Below are 16,488 nucleotides of genomic sequence, written 5' to 3'. Positions count from 1 at the left end.
CCCCCCCGGCGCCTAAACCCCCGGGGTCTCCCCCCCCCCCTTTGCGCCCGCGGGGGGGGGGGGGGCCCACCCCCCCTTGGCCCCCCGCGCCGATTTCGCCATCCGATGTTGTTCGCACCGAAGGAGATCCGATCATGCCGTACAGTCACCTCGCCGACGTCCGGGTTCTGCTCACCGGCGCGTCCGGCGGAATCGGTCACGCGGTGGCGCGCGAATTCGCCTCGCGGGGAGCCGAACTCGTGCTGACCGGCCGTCGCCGCGACGTGCTCGACGAGCTGGCCGCGGAGCTGGGCGCGACGGCGATCGCCGCCGATCTGTCCGATGCGGACGAGATCGCGCGGCTGGCCGGGGCGTCCGGGCCGGTCGATGTCCTCGTCGCCAATGCCGGACTTCCGGCGGGCGGGCATCTGCTGGAGCTCTCGGCCGCCGAGGTCGACCGGATCGTCGATGTCAATCTCCGTGCCCCGATGCTGCTCGCGCGTCATCTCGCGGAGGGCATGCGGGCCCGCGGGCGCGGGCACATCGTCTTCGTGGGGTCGATCGCGGGCCTGCTCCCGGCGCCGATGGTCAGCCTGTACAACGCGACGAAGTTCGGGCTGCGCGGGTTCGCGCTCGCACTGCGTCACGACCTCGCGGGGGCCGATATCGGTGTGTCCGTGGTCGAACCGGGATTCGTCCGGGATGCGGGCATGTTCGCCGACGGGGGCGGCAGCCTGCCGCGGGGAATGCGGACGGTCAGCCCGGAACAGGTTGCGCGCCACGTGGTCCGGGCCGTCCGCGAGGATATCGGCGAGATCGTCGTCGCTCCCGTCGAGGTTCGTCTCCTCGCCAGGATCGGATGCGTCGTGCCGGGACTGCTGGCGCCGCTGCACCGCGCGATGGACGCCGAGCGGCTCGGCGCCGAACTCGGCGGCGGCCTGCGCGGCAAGCTCTGAGGCTCAGGCGATCGCCTCGGCGGGCCGCCGGATCTCCACGGGCATACCCTGATTGGCGAGGCCGAGGATGCGCCGGTTGAGCAGCATCATCGGCTGGATGAGCAGGTCGACGCCGACGAGGAAGAAGACCGTCCCCACGCCGACCGGCCCGCCGAGCAGATATCCGCTGAGCAACAGCACGCCCTCGATGAGGCCCTTGCCGATCCAGAACGGCAGGCCCGTGGTGCGCAGCGCCTGAATGGCCACCAGGTCCATGGCCCGAATTCCGAGGCCGCTCATGATGATCAGCGCCGAACCGTAGGCGCAGAGCAGGGTGGCCACGACGAGCATGCCGTACCCGGACGGCAGCGATCGTTCCCAGTCGCTCCACAGCAGCAGGTCGATCACGCTGCCGCAGAGGAAGAATGTGACCAGCGAGGAGACCGGGGGGCGCCGCCGGGCCCAGCCCGTGACGACGAGTACGCAGACGAGCGCGACGCCGAATTGCGCGATTCCCACGGTGACGGGAATATGACGCCGGAGGCCGAGTGCGAATGTGTCGAGCGGATCGGTGCCCATATGGGAGGCGATGAAGAAATACGCGCCGAGCGAGAAAAGGATTGCGCCCGAGAGATATTTGCCCAGCACCACGGGATAATTGCGGAATGTGCCGTCGGCAGTGCCGCGAAGCAGCGTGAACACGTGACCTCCAGAGGGTCGGTAGCGGAGCGTGCCTACCGGCGGCGCCCCAGGACGAGGTAGACGGCGGCGACCGGCAGGGCCGCCGCGGCGAGCACCGCGAAGGTGCGCTGAATGCCGACGACGTCGGCGAGGGGCTGGGTGATGAGGGGAGAGGCGAACTGCCCCAGGAACATCGCGGTCGTGAGGCGCCCGCTGTAGCGGCCGCGCAGATGCTCCGGCGCGGCCGTGACGACCCAGTTACCGGCATTGGGCATGATCAGTCCGACCCCGGCCGCCATCACGAACAGGCCCAGCGTGAGCACGTACAGGGTGCCCGCCAGCGACATCACCAGCAGCCCCAGTGCGATGGCCAGGTACGACATCGCCATCAGCGTGTGCTCCCCGGCGAGCGGCCGGATGCGCGCGAACTGCAGCGCCACCATGCCCATCGTGAACACCATCGCGGCGATCACCGTGCCCGACGCCAGTGCCCCGGCCCCGAACTCGTCCTCCACCAGGAACGGCACCTGCACCGGGACGGCGTAGAACGCGATCTGCCCGAGCATCATCGCCACCAGGGGCGCCGCGACCCGGGCACGCACCGGCGACCTGGTCGTGTCGCCCTGCCCCGCAGGAAGTTTCGCGGGCACCGTGCGCCGCAGGAAGATGAGCGTCGGCACGATCAGCAGCGAGCCGAGCAGGTAGATGAGAAAGACCGTGCGCCAGTCGAGGTCCGCCAGCGCGCCGCCGCCGAGCAGGAACGCCACGCCGCCGAACGCGGTCGCCGCGACCTGCTGCCCGAGCAAACGGCGGCGGGCATCGCCCTCGTATTCGTCGGCGATCATCGCCACGCTGCTGGTCATGATCAGGCCGACGCCGACGCCGAGCACGACGCGCCCGGCGAGGATGGCGGTCAGATCCGGCAGGTAGGCGCCCGAACTCCCGCCCACACCGAAGGCCACCAGACCGGCCAGCAGGGCCGACCGTCGGCCCAGCCGGTCGGTGATCACCCCGGCGAAGGGCGCGAAGGCCACGATGGCGATCGCATGGGTGGTGATGATCATCCGGACGAGCAGATCGGCGTTCGGGACGTCGGCGAACGCGGCCCGGATACCCGGGATCGCCGGTGCCACGGTCGCACCCGCCATCGTGGTGAGTGTGCCCAGCAGGACGAGCGTGGCGGCCTGGCCGCGCCCGCGGGCCGGTGCCGCCGACACCGGTGTGGTCAGTATTTTCTCGGAATGGTTCATCGCGAATCCCGTCCGGCTCGGGATTACGCGTCGCTGAGCCCGAACAGGTTGCCGTCCGGGTCGTAGGCGAAGATGTGCTTCCCGCCGGGATGGTCCAGGATCTCGGTGACGTCGGCGTCGCGCAGCGCGACGCGCGCCGCCTCCAGATCGGCCCCCGCGAAGGTGGGCAGAATGCGCACCGGCGCGTCCTTCCACAGCACCAGCTCGCCACCGTTTCCGGAATGGAAGGAGGTGAAGGTCGGTCCCGACTTCATCACCTTCATCTGCAACACATCGCGATAGAAGGTCGTCATCGCCTCGAGGTCCTCGACTCGGATCGTGACAACGGACAGAGTTCCGAACATCGTGTAGCTCCTCGTCATCGGAGATGTTCTCGTCGAATTGCCTACGCGCGCGCCGAAATTACGATAAACGGGACATAACAGCGGTAACCAAATGGAAAGCGGCGCACGAGGTGGTAATCGCGCGCTGGTGGATTTCACAGTGCGGTGGGGTCGCCGGTTGTGGCAATGCGGAGAGCTTGTTCGCTGCGGTGTCGGATCGGCGCGTTGCGGGCCGATAATTCCGTTGCTTCCTGCAAGATCGCTCGAGATTCCCGGGGTGCCGTGAAATCGCTACGCGCAGTTGTGGTCGTGGTGCTGGCCGGTTGTCTGCTGTTCGCACAGCAGGCGGCGCGAGCCGACGACGAGACGCCGGGTGTGACGCCACTGCCGAACGGCCCGGCGCCGTCGGAGTTGCAGCGCAGGATCGACGAATCCGTTCCGGCGCCGGTGTTTCCGGCCGCGCCGTCCCCGCCCACCGCGGACCTGCCGCCGGATCTCGCGGCGCTGTGGCGCGCCGTCCTGTCGGCCCCGGCCGGTGATCCGCTGTTCGATGCGTGGCCGAGCACCCTCGACGGGCTCAGCCCCGGCGACCTCGTCGAGTGGCGCGATGTGACCGCGACGGCCGCGCCGCTGGCCGTGGTGCCGATCCGGCGGGCACTGCTGCTGAAATTCCGCACCACCGCCGCCGCGGGCGTGCCGTCCTTCGGCACCGCGACGCTGCTGATTCCCGCGGCGGCCTGGGCGGGTCCCGGCGGCAGACCGGTGGCGGTCAACGCCCTGCCGATCAATGCCCTGGGTCTGCGCTGCACGCCGAGTTACGCGATGGCGCACGGGCTGCACGACAAGTTCAACGCGGGAGATCTGTTCCCGCCGACGACCGGCTGGGGGTTGAGCCGCGGCTACGCGGTGCTGATTCCGGACCACGAGGGACCGTGGATGTCGTACGCCGAGCCGACCGTGGCCGGGCGGGTGGTGCTCGACGCGATTCGTGCCGTGCGCTCGGTGTCCCCGGCGGAGTTCGCCGAGAGCCGTTTCGCCGTCGCCGGATACTCCGGCGGCGCGATCGCCTCCTACGCGTCGGCCATGCTGCTCGGCGAGTACGCGCCCGAGCTGCACGGCGTCCTGGCCGGTGCGGCGACGGGCGGGCTCGTCACCGACTACCGGGCCGTGGCGCGCAAATTCGACGGTAATGTCGCCTCCGGAATTCTGCTGGTCGTCTCGCTGGCGATGGCGCGGGAGCATCCGCAGCTGCTCGCGAACATGAACCATCTCGCGCAGTGGGTGGCGTCCTCGCCGGTGAAGGACACCTGCGGCGACAGCAACGGCCCGCTCGGTGTGGTGGGTATCCCGCTCGAGGTGGCGACGAATACCGCCGGACCGCTGTACAGTCGCGCCGCCGACGAGGTGCTGCGGCAATCCGACCTGCGCGACCGGAAATCCGGTGCGCCACTGTACATTTACCACGGCGCGCACGACATCTGGATCCCCCTCGAGGGCGCGCAGGAGCTGTACCGGCAACAGTGCGCGCGCGGCGTTCCGGCCGTGTACCGCACCGAGCCCGGCGAGCATGTCACCGCCGCCCTCGCCGGATACACCGCGATGATCGGCTGGCTCGACGCACGCCTGCGGGGCGAACCGGCGCCGAGCGAATGCCCGTAGGCACCGGGGAGGCTCCGCCGACCGGCCCCAGGTGAGATCCGCATTCGGCTCACCGTGATTCCAATACCCGTGCCGGGTGCCGGGGTGGCGTAATGGCCGGAATCGGCGTGATCCGAGCAGGATACGCCGACCGCCCGGCGGCGGATATCCCCGGCGACCCATGCCGTCCGGAAATGAGCGCCCGGGCCCGCCGGGCGCTGCCCTTACAGTCGTCATCGCAGGTCAACGGCGGAAGGGAGATGAGGTGACGTCGTATACGGCGCCGCACGGCATCCGGCGCGCTGACCGGGCACGGCAGGTCGCGGATGTGCTGCGCCAGCAGATCCACACCGGCACCTTCGAGGGCGCCCTGCCCGGCGAATCCGATCTCGCCGCCGAATTCACGGTGTCGCGCAACACCGTTCGCGATGCGCTGGGCCTGCTGAAGGACGAGGGCCTGATCGAACGGGCCCCGAAGGTGGGAACCCATGTGGCACAGCGCAAATACGATCACGGCCTGGACGCGCTGCGGGGACTGAAGGAGACGCTGCGCGAACACGGCGAGGTCCGCAACGAGGTACGCGCCGCCCACCGCATCACCCCGCCGCCCGCGGTCGCGCGCCGGTTGCGGCTGGAGCCGGGCGAACCCGCGGTCTACCTCGAGCGGCTGCGCTACCTCGGCGATCTGCCGCTGAGCCTGGACCTCACCTACCTCGCCCCGGATATCGGCGACGAGGTGATCTCCCGCGATCTCGAGACCAACGACATCTTCGCGCTCATCGAACAACTCGGGGGCCGCCCGCTGGGCTCGGCGGATCTGGCGCTGGAGGCCGTGACCGCCGACGCCCACTCCGCCGCGACGCTGCAGATCCCCGAGGGCGGCGCCCTGCTGCTGCTCGAACGACTCACCAGACTCGAGGACGGCCGACCGGTGGACCTCGAATACATCCGGCTGCGCGGTGACCGAATCACCATGCGCGGCAGTCTCGTCCGCCCGATCGACAGCCCCGATTGGAGGTTGATCTGAATGGCCCTGGTCAATCAGCGCGCCGATGTTCCCGTGACGATCGACGAATCGCTGTGCATCGAGGGATGCACGCTGTGCGTGGAGATCTGCCCGCTCGATTCGCTCGCCATCAACCCGGACAACGGCAAGGCGTACATGCACGTCGACGAGTGCTGGTACTGCGGTCCGTGCGCGGCGCGCTGCCCCACCGGCGCCGTCACCGTGAACATGCCCTATCTGCTGCGCTGAGGAAATCCCATGACATACCGCCGTGCCCGACTCACCGCGGTGGCCGCTATCGTCGCGCTCATCGCCGCGGGGTGCTCGCTCGAGCAGGCCGCCGCCGGTGACACCGTCACGGTCGTCGTCGGCTATCAATCGAAGACCATCAATACGGTCACCGCCGGAACCCTGTTGAAGGCCAAGGGTTTCCTGGAACAGCGCCTGTCGACGCTGACCGCGTCCGGTGGCCGCAAGTATCGGGTGGAGTGGCAGGACTACGACACCGGCGCGCCGATCACCGCGCAGATGGTGGCGGAGAAGATCGATATCGGGTCGATGGGCGACTATCCGCTGCTGATCAACGGCTCCCGGACACAGGCCGGTGAGCGCTCGCGCACCGAATTGGTCTCGGTGACCGGGTACCACCCCAGGGGCGCGCTGAATATGATTGTGGTGGACCGCGATTCGCCGGTGCAGTCGCTGCGGGAGCTGTCGGGCCGGAAGGTGTCCTCCAGCGTCGGATCGGCCAGTGACGGGCTGCTGCGGCAGGCCCTGGACCGCGTCGGGATCGACCCGCAGTCGGGCGTCGAGGTGCTCAACCAGCAGCCGCAGATCGGCGCGTCCGCCCTGGAATCCGGTCAGGTGCAGGCGCTCTCGCAATTCGTGGCGTGGCCGGGCCTGCTGGTGTTCCAGGACAAGGCGAAACTGCTGTTCGACGGCGCGGAACTGAATGTCCCGACCTTCCACGGCGTGGTCGCCCGCCGCGACTACACCCGGCAGCATCCCGAGGTGCTCGACGCCTTCCTGCGGGCACAGCTGGACGCCACCGATTTCGTGCACCGGCAGCCGCTGGAAGCGGCGAAGCTGGTCGCGGAAGGCTCGGGCCTGCCGCAGGAGGTCGTCTATCTCTACAACGGCCCCGGCGGCACCTCGTTCGATACCCCGTTGAAGCCGCCGCTCATCCGGGCGCTCAAAGGCGATGTGCCGTACCTGAAGTCGATCGGTGACTTCGCTGACCTGGATATCGACGGTTTCGTCAACGACGCGCCGCTGCGCAAGGCGTTCGCCGACCGGGGCGCCGACTACGGCGCGGCGGTGGGCAATTTCGCCAATCCCGCGCCGATCACCGGCACGGACCCGGCATCGGGCCGGGCGGTGAACGATCCGGCCCTCGCGAGCGAGCTGTGGCTCGACGGCCGGACCGCCACCCAGCCGGTAGCGGATCCGACCGGCCTGCTGCGCGCGGTGAAACACGCTCGCGCACAGGGCGAGAAGGTGCGCGCCGCCTATGTGCCCGACGCCGAGTTCGGCACGCGCTGGTTCGCCGACAGGGCCCAGTGGGTGCGCGACGGGGAGACCTACGTCCCGTTCACGACACCGGCTGGCGCGCAACGCTATTCGGCCGCCCACCCCGGCGCGGCCGTGATCTCCTACGAACAGGCGATCGGCGAGGTGCGGCAATGACGACGGCAGAGACGATTCCGCTCGATTCCGCACCGGCGGCCGTGGCCGACCGGGACACCACTGCGGTACGGGACACAGCCTCCGGCACGGCATGGCGTTCGCGACTGGTCCGGGTGGCGTCCGTGCTCGCTGCCGTCGCCGCGTGGCAGCTGTTGACCGCCAACGATATTCGGTTCTGGATACGGTTCGACACACTGCCGACGGTGACGCAGATCCTCGACGCGCTGCAATACCGGCTCGGCACCGAGACCTACTGGCTGGACCTGGGGCAGTCGCTGATCCGCATCCTCAGCGGATTCGGGCTCGCGGCGGCGCTCGGCGTGGCCACCGGTGTGGCACTGGGACGTTCGCGGCTGTTCGCCGACATCGTCGGTCCGCTGACCGAGCTGGCCCGGCCGATCCCGGCCATCGCGATCGTGCCGGTGGCGATCCTGCTGTTCCCGACCGACGAGGCCGGAATCGTGTTCATCACGTTCCTGGCCGCCTATTTCCCGATCATGGTCAGCACCCGGCACGCGGTGCGGGCACTGCCGACGATCTGGGAGGATTCGGTTCGCACGCAGGGCGGCAGCCGCCGGGACGTGCTGGTTCGGGTCGTGCTGCCGGGCAGCCTGCCCGGTGTCTTCGGCGGATTGTCGGTCGGCATCGGGGTGGCGTGGATCTGCGTGGTCTCGGCCGAAATGATCTCGGGCCGCCTGGGTGTCGGCTACCGCACCTGGCAGGCGTACACCATCGTGGACTATCCCGCGGTGTTCGTCGGCATCATCACCATCGGCGTCCTGGGCTTCGGCACCTCGGCGGCCGTGGAACTGCTGGGGCGGCGATGCACCCGCTGGCTGCCCCGCGTCTCGGAGGCGACTCGATGAGCGACAACGACAGCACGGCGATGAGTCTGCGGCTCGAGCGAGTCGAGTTGGCGTATGCCGCGACACCGGTCGTGCGGGACCTGACCCTGGATATCCGGCAGGGCGAGATCGTGATCCTCACCGGGCCCTCCGGCTGCGGCAAATCGACCGTGCTGCGCGCACTCGCCGGACTGCTGCGCCCGGCGGCGGGCCGGGTGTGGGCCGATGACGCCGAGATCCGCGGCCCGTCCCGCGACCGCGCCATGGTGTTCCAGGACAACGCGCTGCTGCCGTGGCGCACCGTGCGCTCGAATATCGAACTGGCCCTGAAGCTGCGCGGCGCACCGCGCGCGGGACGGCGGGCCCGCGCCGAGCGCTGGATCGACGAGGTCGGCCTGACCGGCTTCGGCGACTATCTGCCGAAGAGCCTGTCGGGCGGCATGCGCCAGCGCGTGCAACTGGCCCGCGGCCTGGCCGGTGCGCCGCGCGCGGTCCTGATGGACGAGCCGTTCGGCGCGCTCGACGCCCCGACCCGCGCCACCATGCAGCGGCTGCTCGTCGACACCTGGCGGGCCCATCCGGCGACGGTCGTGTTCGTCACCCACGACGTCGACGAGGCCCTGCTGCTCGGCGATCGCATCGCGGTCCTCGGCCGCGCCGCGCAACCGCTGCGCGCCCTGTTCGACGTCCCGCGGCCGCGCGACAGGACCGCCGACCGCTCGGCGGTGCGGTCGGAAATCCTTGCCGCCCTCGATTATTCGGGTGACTTCTCCGTCTCCGCGGCCTGACCCGTTCCAGGAGTTTGTGCTGATGCATATTCCCGACCTGTCCGACACCACCCGCCTCGACTGCGACGTCCTGATCATCGGCGGGGGTACCGCGGGCACCATGGCCGCGCTGACCGCCGCCGAGCACGGCGCGAACGTGCTGTTGCTGGAGAAGGCGCACGTGCGGCATTCCGGCGCGCTGGCGATGGGCATGGACGGGGTCAACAACGCCGTCATCCCGGGTAAGGCCGAACCGGAGGACTACGTCGCGGAGATCACCCGCGCCAACGACGGAATCGTCGACCAGCGCACCGTCTATCAGACCGCGACGCGCGGCTTCGCGATGGTGCAGCGCCTGGAACGCTACGGCGTGAAGTTCGAGAAGGACGCCTACGGCGAATATGCCGTGCGCCGGGTGCATCGATCGGGGTCGTACGTGTTGCCGATGCCCGAGGGCAAGGATGTCAAGAAGGCACTGTATCGGGTGCTGCGGCAACGGAAGATGCGGGAGCGGATCCGCATCGAGAACCGGCTCATGCCGGTCCGGGTGCTCACCGACGGCGGCCGCGCGGTCGGGGCGGCCGCATTGCACACGCGCACCGGCGAATTCGTCGCCGTCGGCGCGAAGGCGGTCATCCTGGCGACCGGTGCCTGCGGGCGGCTGGGGCTGCCCGCCTCCGGCTACCTGTACGGCACCTACGAGAATCCGACGAACGCGGGCGACGGCTACGCGATGGCGTATCACGCGGGCGCGGAACTGTCGGGTATCGAATGCTTCCAGATCAACCCGCTGATCAAGGATTACAACGGACCGGCCTGCGCGTACGTCGCCAACCCGTTCGGCGGGTATCAGGTGAATGCGCGGGGCGAGCGCTTCGTCGACTCCGATTACTGGTCCGGTCAGATGATGGCCGAGGTCAAGCGGGAGATCGAATCCGCGCGCGGGCCCATCTATCTCAAGGTCTCCCACCTGCCGGACGAGACGCTGTCGGCGCTCGAGGGCATCCTGCACACCACCGAGCGGCCCACCCGTGGCACCTTCCACGCCAACCGCGGACACGATTACCGCACGCACGATATCGAGATGCACATCTCCGAAATCGGGCTGTGCAGTGGGCATTCCGCGTCCGGTGTGTGGGTGGACGACCATGCCCGCACCACCGTGCCCGGGCTGTACGCGGCGGGCGATCTCGCGTGCGTACCGCACAACTACATGATCGGTGCGTTCGTCTACGGTGACCTGGCCGGGGAACATGCCGCCTCGACGCTCGCGAGTCTGCCCGCGCCCCAGGAGCTTCCGGCCGACCAGCTCGCCCGCGCGCACGCGCTGGTGTATCGGCCGCTGCACCACCCCGACGGCCCGCCGCAACCCCAGGTCGAGTACAAGCTGCGCCGATTCGTGAACGACTATGTGGCGCCGCCGAAGACGGCGACCAAACTCTCGCTGGCCGTCGAGACATTCGAGCGCATGCGCGAGGAGATAGCCGGTATGGGTGCGGCCACGCCGCACGAGCTGATGCGCTGCCTGGAGGTGGATTTCATCCGCGACTGCGCGGAAATGGCGGCGCGCTCGTCGCTGACCCGCACCGAATCCCGCTGGGGCCTGTACCACGAACGCGCCGATCTGCCGGAGCGCGACGATACCCGGTGGCGTTATCACCTAAATCTGCGCAAGGGCGCCGACGGGATGGAGTTCCTGAGGCGCCCGGTGGCACCGTATTTCGTGCCGGTACCCGAATTCGCCACCGTGCCGTCCACCGGTGCGGCACGGCCGGTGCGGCAACCCGAGATCGTCACCGGACCGCCGCAGTCGGGCACCTCCGTGTCGGCGATCTCCCGTCGCAGCGATGACTCCGCGGCATCCGGTGCGAAAGACGTGGCGGCACCACGGATTGCCGCCCTGCTGGCACTGGACGGGCCGACCGCCGAGGAGCTGGCGCCCTATCTCGACGACCCCGAGCCGCGGGTGCGGGCCACCGCGCTGTCGGTGCTGACCGAGGAGACCCCGGACGGTTTCGCGGGCCGCCTGGTCGGCGCGCTCGGCGACGGCGACCCCTCGGTGCGCGCCGCGGCTGTGGCCGGACTGCGCGAACTCGTCGAAATCCTGCCCACCGCACACGGTCTCACCGGTTTCGCGGATTCGCCCGATCCGCTCGTGCGCGCGGCGGTGATCGACCTGCTGCGCGCGACGAGATCCGGGGAGCCCGAGCTGTACGGCAAGGCCGTCGTCGACACCGATCACCGCGTGCGCATCGAGGGCGTGCGAGCGCTGGTCTCCCTGGACGACTGGCAGGGGTTGATCACGGCCGCGCACGACGAGAACCGCGAGGTACGCATCGCGGCCGCCCACGGTTTGGCGACGATCGGCCGCGGCGGCGTCGACACCGTGCGCGCCCTCGCCGCGGACGGGGACCCGCTCGTGCGCGCCGCCGCCCTGGCGGCGCTGGCCACCCTCGGCGACGTCGAGGACACCGCGACCCTCACCGCGGCACTGCGCGATTCGGCCTGGCAGGTCCGCGTGGGCGCGGCCCGGGGCTGGGCCGCCCTGCACACCGGCGACGCCCTGCGCGCGGCCCTGGCCGACCCCCACCCCGACGTCCGCAAGGCCACCGTCCTCACCCTCGGCGCCCGGCCGGACGACCGCGCCGCGCAGGAAGCCCTGCGCGAGGCCCTCGCCGACACCGACGCCGACGTCCGTGCCTACGCGCGCCGCGCACTCGGCTGACCCGCTATGGCGAGCGCAGCGGATCGTGCCCGATCGACATCAGCGCGTGACGCCACTCGGTCCCACCGGCGGTGGATTCCGGCTCGGGCTCGCGCTCCGCGCGCACGCGCCGCACCACCGTCCGCATCACCGCGACGTCGTGGTCATCGAGGTCCGTGCGGCGTTTGCCGAGAATCGCGAGCACCCGTTCGCCCAGCGGCGCCTCGGCGCGGGCGGGATACGGTTCGGCCTCCGGACCGGCGGCATCGATGTGCAGCCAGTCCCGCAGCTCCGGTGCGGGCATGTTCACGACCCGGTGGAATTCGTTCCACAGCTCGTTGTCGACGATCGATTCCGCCATGGATCCTCCTTCCCGTCGGCGCTGTCCGGCTACCCGTGTATCCACCGCGCAAACGTCGGGTACGTCCATGATTGCCGCGGTATTCGACGGGTATCCGCCCCACGTGGCAACCATGAATCTGCGAGAACTGGCCGACCACGAGGGCCCTTCGCGTCGGTCTATGTCGACAGCATCGGCGACACCGAGGACGCGGCCCGGCAGCAGCGGCTGCGGCGCCGGGCGGTCCGGGACGAACTGGCCGGAAGTGGCGCTCCCGCGCCGCTTCTCGACATCGTCGACGACGCCCTGGCGACCCCGCCGCCCGGACGGTCGGGACAGGTGGTCATCGCCGACCGCTCGGCGGCGCTGATCGCCGAGCCACTCCCGACACCGCCGCCGCGGCGCACGGTGCGGTTGTCGCCGTTGCCGTATCTGCTCCCGCTGTTGCAGCTGCGGCAACCGCGGACGCCGCACGTCGTGGTGCTCGTCGACCGGTCCGGCGCCGACGTCCGCGGCGTGGACGCGCGCGGGCAGTCGTTCACGCACACGATCCGCGGCGCCACCCATCCCCTGCACAAGGTGGGCGGCGGCGGATCCGCCCACGGGCCGATCCAGCACCACGTGGAGGACACCGTGCGCCGCAATATCGCGGCGACCGCCGAGGAGGTCGGCCGGATCGCCGATCGAGCCGGGGCGGCGCTGCTGCTGGTCTGCGGCGAGGTGGCGGCGCGCACCGACCTCTGCGATGCGCTGCGCCCACGCGGCCGCCGGGTGGTGCAGGTCGAAAGCGGTTCGCGCGCAGCGGGTTCGGATCCGGAGCTGCTGGACCGTGAGATACGGCACATCCTGTGCGAGGAGGCCGAACTGCGGCGCCGCGCGGTGGTGGACCATTTCACCCAGGAGCGCGAGCGCGACCGCGGCCTGGCGGTGCAGGGTATCGACGCGACCACGGCCGCGCTGCGCGAGGCCAACGCGGACACACTGCTCGTCGATCCGGATGCGCTCGGCGACCGCGTGGTCCGCACCGGCGCCGATCCGACCCAGGTGATGCCCGAGGACTCCGCGTCACCGGGCACTCACGCACGGCGAGCCGACGAGGCGCTACCGCTGGCCGCCCTGGCCGCCCGCGCCTCCGTCGTCACCACCGACCGCGACCACGCCCCGCCCGACGGCGTCGGGGCGCTGCTGCGCCACGCGTGACCGTCCGAGCGCTCGTCCGGCCAGGACCACGACGGCGGCGACGGCCGCGATCACGACGATCGGCAGCAGCAGGCTGCCGCCCTGGTCCGCGGTGCGGGCTATCGGGTTGGCGAATCCGAGCCGGTCGAATGCCCAGCCGAGGGCGGCGATCATCACCAGGAGCGCGCCGCCGACGCGCAGGACCGGTTGGGCGCGGGTGGTGACCAGCACCAGCAGGGGCGGCAGGGCGAGCGCGACGAGCAGCACCTGGACGGCCTCGATGCCGAGATTGAATCCGAGCACGCCGAGCGCCGATTGGCCGGTGGACAACCGCAATTCGGCCAGGGTGAACGAGAACGCCATCCCGTGGACGAGCCCGAATGCCCCGGCGACAACGGCCTCCCGGCCCGGGAACAGCGGCCGCACGGCGTGGGCTCCGCCCACCAGAATCGTTGCGGCAATGAGTGTTTCGACCGGACGCGCGGGAATCTCCAGTCGAGTCAGAGCGCTGGCGATGAGCGCGGCGGAGTGTCCCAGGGTGAATGCGATCGTGACGGCGAGGATGTGCCGGACGGCACGGCGTCGGCGGGTGTCCGGGTGCCAGCGCCCGGCCCCGGCGACCAGCACGGCCGGTAGCAGCAGGGTGAACAGGAACAGGAGATGGTCGGTGCCTTCGAGAATATGGCGTCCACCGAGCGCCACCATTCCCGCGAAACCGCGCCACGCCCCGGCATCGGCCAGATCCACCGCGAGGGGCGGCACGGTCATGGACTCGGCGTCCGTGCGGACGACGCCGATCTGCCGGGCGTCGTTGCCGGGGTCGACCTGCCCGGCTCGCCAGTCCTGACGGACCGCGACGATGGCCGTGTGCGTGACCACCTCGCGGATGACGGCGTCGTAACCGAACACGAAGCGGCGCATCTCGGCGCCCGTCGGCGGGGTGAGCACGGCCTGGACGACGAGTTCGCGGTACGGACCGGTGGCCGTCCGGTCCGTGTAGTCCAGTCGCATATCGCCGATCCGGACGGTCCACGGCGTCCCGTCGGGCGTGGCGGGCCGCACATGGTCACGCACATAGCTCGCCAGCCCCGCGCGGTCCTCGGCCGACAGCTCCGTGCGCAGGTCGAGATCGATACCGCTGGCCTCCGCGAGATGTCCTGTAGGGATCAGCAATTCGGCCTCGATCGCCGTCTCGCGCACATCGAGCAGGACCTTGGTGCCCGGCATCGGATGCGCCGACGCGGCACCGGGCTCGCACAGCGCCACAAGCGCCGCACAGCCCACCGCGGCCAGCACACCCCGTAGCATTCGTGTCACGGGCCCATGGTGAACGTCCCACGGGCACTTCCGAATCGGTCGATCGACCTATCTTCGCTGACGATCTCCGGGGCGGACGGCGGTGGCCGATTGGAAACCCTTGCCGGAGCGGGTGACTCGGGTTTCGGTGAAGCCCGCCGTGGTGAGCAGGGACCGGAGTTCGTCGTCGGTGTACAGGCGCATGCGGCGGGCCACCGGGGCGGGGGCGAGGGAGGCGGGTGGGTTCGGGGCGAGGGTGTGCAGCACGAGGCGGCCGGACGGGGCCAGCACGCGGTGGAGTTCGGCGAGGGCCGCGGCGGCGTCGAGGAAGAACAGCGCGTTCATCAGCGCCGCCGCGGTGAAGGTGCCGTCGGGGAGGGGCAGCTGTTCGGCGGAGGCGTGGACGACCGTCAGGGCGCCGGTGCGGACCGCGTCGGCATTGTTGCGTTCGGTCAGCGCGACCATGTCGGCACTGTGGTCGACGGCGGTGGCCCGGCAGCCGGAGGCGAGCGCCCAGTTGACGAATGTGCCGCCACCGCAGCCTATTTCGATCAGATTGTCCTCCGGGCGCGGGTCCAGCGCGGCGAGTGTCTCGCGGAAGATGTCGTGGTGGGCCTTCATATCGCGCCACCAGAATCGTGCGATGGGGCCGCGCGGTCTGCGCAGCAGATGCTCGGTGAACAGGTCGGCGACGCCAGTCATCGCCCACTTCCTCTCTGTCGTATCGGTTTCCGGACGCCGGAGACGATCGCTCACGGCTCAGCGCGCGATCCGGGTATCGCCGAAGATCGCGCTGCGCGCCAGCGGCCGGTCGAGGAAGTCGTGCGGGTAGCCGAGGTCCACCGCGGAGGCATCGTGCAGCCGGCGCAGATGCTCGTCGTCGAACTCCAGGTCGAGGGCGCCGAGATTGTCCGCGAGCTGCGCGGGCGTGCGGGCGCCGAGGATCGGGGCGGTCACCGCCGGATTCCGCAGCGTCCACGCCACGGCGACCTGGGCCGGGGTGCGGCCGAGCTGATCGGCGATATCGGCGACCACGGCGGCGATGGCGAGACCGCGATCGGTGAGCGACCCGTTGGCGACGGCGAGGTCGCGCCGCGATCCGGCCCGGCACGCCGCCGCGTCGGTGGTGAGGTCGGCCCGGGCGTACTTGCCGGTGAGGACGCCACTCGCCAGCGGTGACCAGGGGATCACGCCGAGGCCGAGTTCGCGTGCCATGGGGACGAGTTCGCGCTCGCCGGTGCGTTCCAGCAGGTTGTATTCGATCTGCAGGGCGACCAGGGGGGACCAGCCGCGCAGGTCGGCGATCGTCTGCATGCGGGCGATCTGCCAGGCCGGGGTGTTCGAGATCCCCGCGTAGAGCACCTTACCCGCGCGCACCAGGTCGTCGAGGCCGCGCAGGATCTCCTCGACCGGGGTCAGTCCGTCCCACATGTGCACGTACAGCAGGTCGAGATAGTCGGTGCGCAGCCGGCGCAGGCTCGATTCGACCGACGCGACCATGCTCTTGCGGTGATTGCCGCCGGAGTTCGGGTCGGTCAGCCGCTGCGTGCCGGTGTATTTCGTTGCCAGCACCAGGCTTTCGCGCACGGGCGCGGCGAACTCCCCGAGCCACTCCTCGGCGGTGCCGCCGGTGTAGCGGTTCGCGGTGTCGAGGAAGTTGCCGCCGCGGCCGACGTAGGTGTCGAAGACCGACCGCGCCTCGTCCTTGTCCGAGCCCCAGCCCCATTCGGTGCCGAAGGTCATCGTGCCCAGCGCCAGCGGGGACACCCGCAGCCCGGACCGGCCGAGCAATCGGTAGCTGTCGAGCGCGCTCGCGTGCCCGTTCGACGGCCGTGATCGCTGTTCTGCCAACATCTTTC

Annotated in this window: 16 protein-coding genes; 9 read left to right on the top strand and 7 right to left on the bottom strand. The window is 70.3% G+C overall.

Going from position 1 to position 16,488, the window contains the following annotated elements; genetic code table 11:
• The first annotated feature begins 134 nt into the window (after positions 1 to 134).
• A complete protein-coding gene (locus QH290_RS04320; RefSeq protein WP_280382032.1) occupies positions 135 to 935 on the top strand; it encodes an SDR family NAD(P)-dependent oxidoreductase in 801 nt (266 codons plus the stop codon).
• A 3-nt stretch (positions 936 to 938) separates the two neighbouring features.
• Here the strand turns inward: QH290_RS04320 and QH290_RS04315 are convergent, their stop codons facing one another.
• The 3 genes from QH290_RS04315 to QH290_RS04305 are packed head-to-tail and all read right to left on the bottom strand — an operon-like array spanning position 939 to position 3,189.
• The gene (locus QH290_RS04315; RefSeq protein ID WP_280382031.1) at positions 939 to 1,616 is read right to left on the bottom strand and encodes a YczE/YyaS/YitT family protein; all 678 of its coding nucleotides are present in this window, start codon (positions 1,614 to 1,616) and stop codon (positions 939 to 941) included.
• A 32-nt stretch (positions 1,617 to 1,648) separates the two neighbouring features.
• Positions 1,649 to 2,845 carry an MFS transporter gene (locus QH290_RS04310; RefSeq protein WP_280382030.1) on the bottom strand — a complete coding sequence of 399 codons (1,197 nt, stop codon included), beginning with the start codon at positions 2,843 to 2,845 and terminating at the stop codon, positions 1,649 to 1,651.
• A 23-nt stretch (positions 2,846 to 2,868) separates the two neighbouring features.
• The gene (locus QH290_RS04305) at positions 2,869 to 3,189 is read right to left on the bottom strand and encodes a VOC family protein (RefSeq protein WP_280269227.1); all 321 of its coding nucleotides are present in this window, start codon (positions 3,187 to 3,189) and stop codon (positions 2,869 to 2,871) included.
• Between the two features lie 261 nt (positions 3,190 to 3,450).
• On the opposite strand from QH290_RS04305, the gene QH290_RS04300 reads away from it, so the two are divergent.
• The 7 genes from QH290_RS04300 to QH290_RS04270 all read left to right on the top strand — a co-directional run bounded on the left by QH290_RS04300 (position 3,451) and on the right by QH290_RS04270 (position 11,835).
• The gene (locus QH290_RS04300; protein ID WP_280382029.1) at positions 3,451 to 4,827 is read left to right on the top strand and encodes a lipase family protein; all 1,377 of its coding nucleotides are present in this window, start codon (positions 3,451 to 3,453) and stop codon (positions 4,825 to 4,827) included.
• 244 nt (positions 4,828 to 5,071) lie between these two features.
• Positions 5,072 to 5,833: a GntR family transcriptional regulator gene (locus QH290_RS04295; RefSeq protein WP_280269229.1), complete on the top strand. Its 762-nt coding sequence runs from the start codon at positions 5,072 to 5,074 to the stop codon at positions 5,831 to 5,833.
• On the top strand, positions 5,834 to 6,061 hold the full coding sequence (locus QH290_RS04290; protein WP_280269230.1) for a 4Fe-4S dicluster domain-containing protein: 228 nt from the start codon (positions 5,834 to 5,836) through the stop codon (positions 6,059 to 6,061).
• 9 nt (positions 6,062 to 6,070) lie between these two features.
• Entirely contained in the window at positions 6,071 to 7,498 is a 1,428-nt protein-coding gene (locus tag QH290_RS04285; protein ID WP_280382028.1) for an ABC transporter substrate-binding protein, read from the top strand.
• Positions 7,495 to 8,364, top strand: coding sequence for an ABC transporter permease (locus QH290_RS04280; protein WP_280382027.1), 870 nt, complete (start codon positions 7,495 to 7,497; stop codon positions 8,362 to 8,364). Before QH290_RS04285 ends, QH290_RS04280 begins: the two co-directional genes overlap by 4 nt.
• Complete coding sequence (locus QH290_RS04275) at positions 8,361 to 9,131, top strand: ABC transporter ATP-binding protein (RefSeq protein ID WP_280382026.1); 771 nt, start codon at positions 8,361 to 8,363, stop codon at positions 9,129 to 9,131. Before QH290_RS04280 ends, QH290_RS04275 begins: the two co-directional genes overlap by 4 nt.
• A gap of 22 nt (positions 9,132 to 9,153) precedes the next feature.
• The gene (locus QH290_RS04270) at positions 9,154 to 11,835 is read left to right on the top strand and encodes a fumarate reductase/succinate dehydrogenase flavoprotein subunit (protein ID WP_280382025.1); all 2,682 of its coding nucleotides are present in this window, start codon (positions 9,154 to 9,156) and stop codon (positions 11,833 to 11,835) included.
• 4 nt (positions 11,836 to 11,839) lie between these two features.
• On the opposite strand, the gene QH290_RS04265 is transcribed toward QH290_RS04270, so the two are convergent.
• The gene (locus tag QH290_RS04265) at positions 11,840 to 12,175 is read right to left on the bottom strand and encodes a DUF3140 domain-containing protein (protein ID WP_280382024.1); all 336 of its coding nucleotides are present in this window, start codon (positions 12,173 to 12,175) and stop codon (positions 11,840 to 11,842) included.
• On the opposite strand from QH290_RS04265, the gene QH290_RS04260 reads away from it, so the two are divergent.
• Entirely contained in the window at positions 12,086 to 13,354 is a 1,269-nt protein-coding gene (locus QH290_RS04260) for an Rv2629 family ribosome hibernation factor (RefSeq protein WP_483244240.1), read from the top strand. The two genes, QH290_RS04265 and QH290_RS04260, sit on opposite strands and share 90 nt — an antisense overlap.
• Here QH290_RS04260 and QH290_RS04255 read toward each other — a convergent pair.
• Genes QH290_RS04255 through QH290_RS04245 form a run of 3 tightly spaced genes read right to left on the bottom strand, consistent with a single transcriptional unit; the run spans position 13,256 to position 16,483 of the window.
• A complete protein-coding gene (locus tag QH290_RS04255) occupies positions 13,256 to 14,641 on the bottom strand; it encodes a HupE/UreJ family protein (protein ID WP_280269266.1) in 1,386 nt (461 codons plus the stop codon). The genes QH290_RS04260 and QH290_RS04255 overlap by 99 nt on opposite strands.
• A 57-nt stretch (positions 14,642 to 14,698) precedes the next feature.
• Positions 14,699 to 15,331, bottom strand: coding sequence for a class I SAM-dependent methyltransferase (locus QH290_RS04250; protein WP_280269236.1), 633 nt, complete (start codon positions 15,329 to 15,331; stop codon positions 14,699 to 14,701).
• A gap of 57 nt (positions 15,332 to 15,388) precedes the next feature.
• Complete coding sequence (locus QH290_RS04245; protein ID WP_280382022.1) at positions 15,389 to 16,483, bottom strand: aldo/keto reductase; 1,095 nt, start codon at positions 16,481 to 16,483, stop codon at positions 15,389 to 15,391.
• Positions 16,484 to 16,488: the final 5 nt, after the last annotated feature.

Origin of the sequence: Nocardia wallacei (assembly GCF_029869545.1) — a bacterium.
In the GTDB taxonomy this organism is placed as follows: domain Bacteria; phylum Actinomycetota; class Actinomycetes; order Mycobacteriales; family Mycobacteriaceae; genus Nocardia; species Nocardia wallacei_A.
The sequence above is the reverse complement of the archived record's forward strand: the minus strand, read 5'-3'. Positions and strand labels throughout refer to the sequence as shown.

Excerpts from the sequence above, each read along its gene's own strand:
- QH290_RS04285 (WP_280382028.1), top strand. The coding sequence starts at position 6,071 with ATGACATACCGCCGTGCCCGACTCACCGCGGTGGCCGCTATCGTCGCG.
- QH290_RS04320 (WP_280382032.1), top strand. The coding sequence starts at position 135 with ATGCCGTACAGTCACCTCGCCGACGTCCGGGTTCTGCTCACCGGCGCG.
- QH290_RS04265 (WP_280382024.1), bottom strand. The coding sequence starts at position 12,175 with ATGGCGGAATCGATCGTCGACAACGAGCTGTGGAACGAATTCCACCGG.
- QH290_RS04310 (WP_280382030.1), bottom strand. The coding sequence starts at position 2,845 with ATGAACCATTCCGAGAAAATACTGACCACACCGGTGTCGGCGGCACCG.
- QH290_RS04255 (WP_280269266.1), bottom strand. The coding sequence starts at position 14,641 with ATGCTACGGGGTGTGCTGGCCGCGGTGGGCTGTGCGGCGCTTGTGGCG.
- QH290_RS04280 (WP_280382027.1), top strand. The coding sequence starts at position 7,495 with ATGACGACGGCAGAGACGATTCCGCTCGATTCCGCACCGGCGGCCGTG.
- QH290_RS04275 (WP_280382026.1), top strand. The coding sequence starts at position 8,361 with ATGAGCGACAACGACAGCACGGCGATGAGTCTGCGGCTCGAGCGAGTC.
- QH290_RS04270 (WP_280382025.1), top strand. The coding sequence starts at position 9,154 with ATGCATATTCCCGACCTGTCCGACACCACCCGCCTCGACTGCGACGTC.
- QH290_RS04290 (WP_280269230.1), top strand. The coding sequence starts at position 5,834 with ATGGCCCTGGTCAATCAGCGCGCCGATGTTCCCGTGACGATCGACGAA.
- QH290_RS04305 (WP_280269227.1), bottom strand. The coding sequence starts at position 3,189 with ATGTTCGGAACTCTGTCCGTTGTCACGATCCGAGTCGAGGACCTCGAG.
- QH290_RS04250 (WP_280269236.1), bottom strand. The coding sequence starts at position 15,331 with ATGACTGGCGTCGCCGACCTGTTCACCGAGCATCTGCTGCGCAGACCG.
- QH290_RS04245 (WP_280382022.1), bottom strand. The coding sequence starts at position 16,483 with ATGTTGGCAGAACAGCGATCACGGCCGTCGAACGGGCACGCGAGCGCG.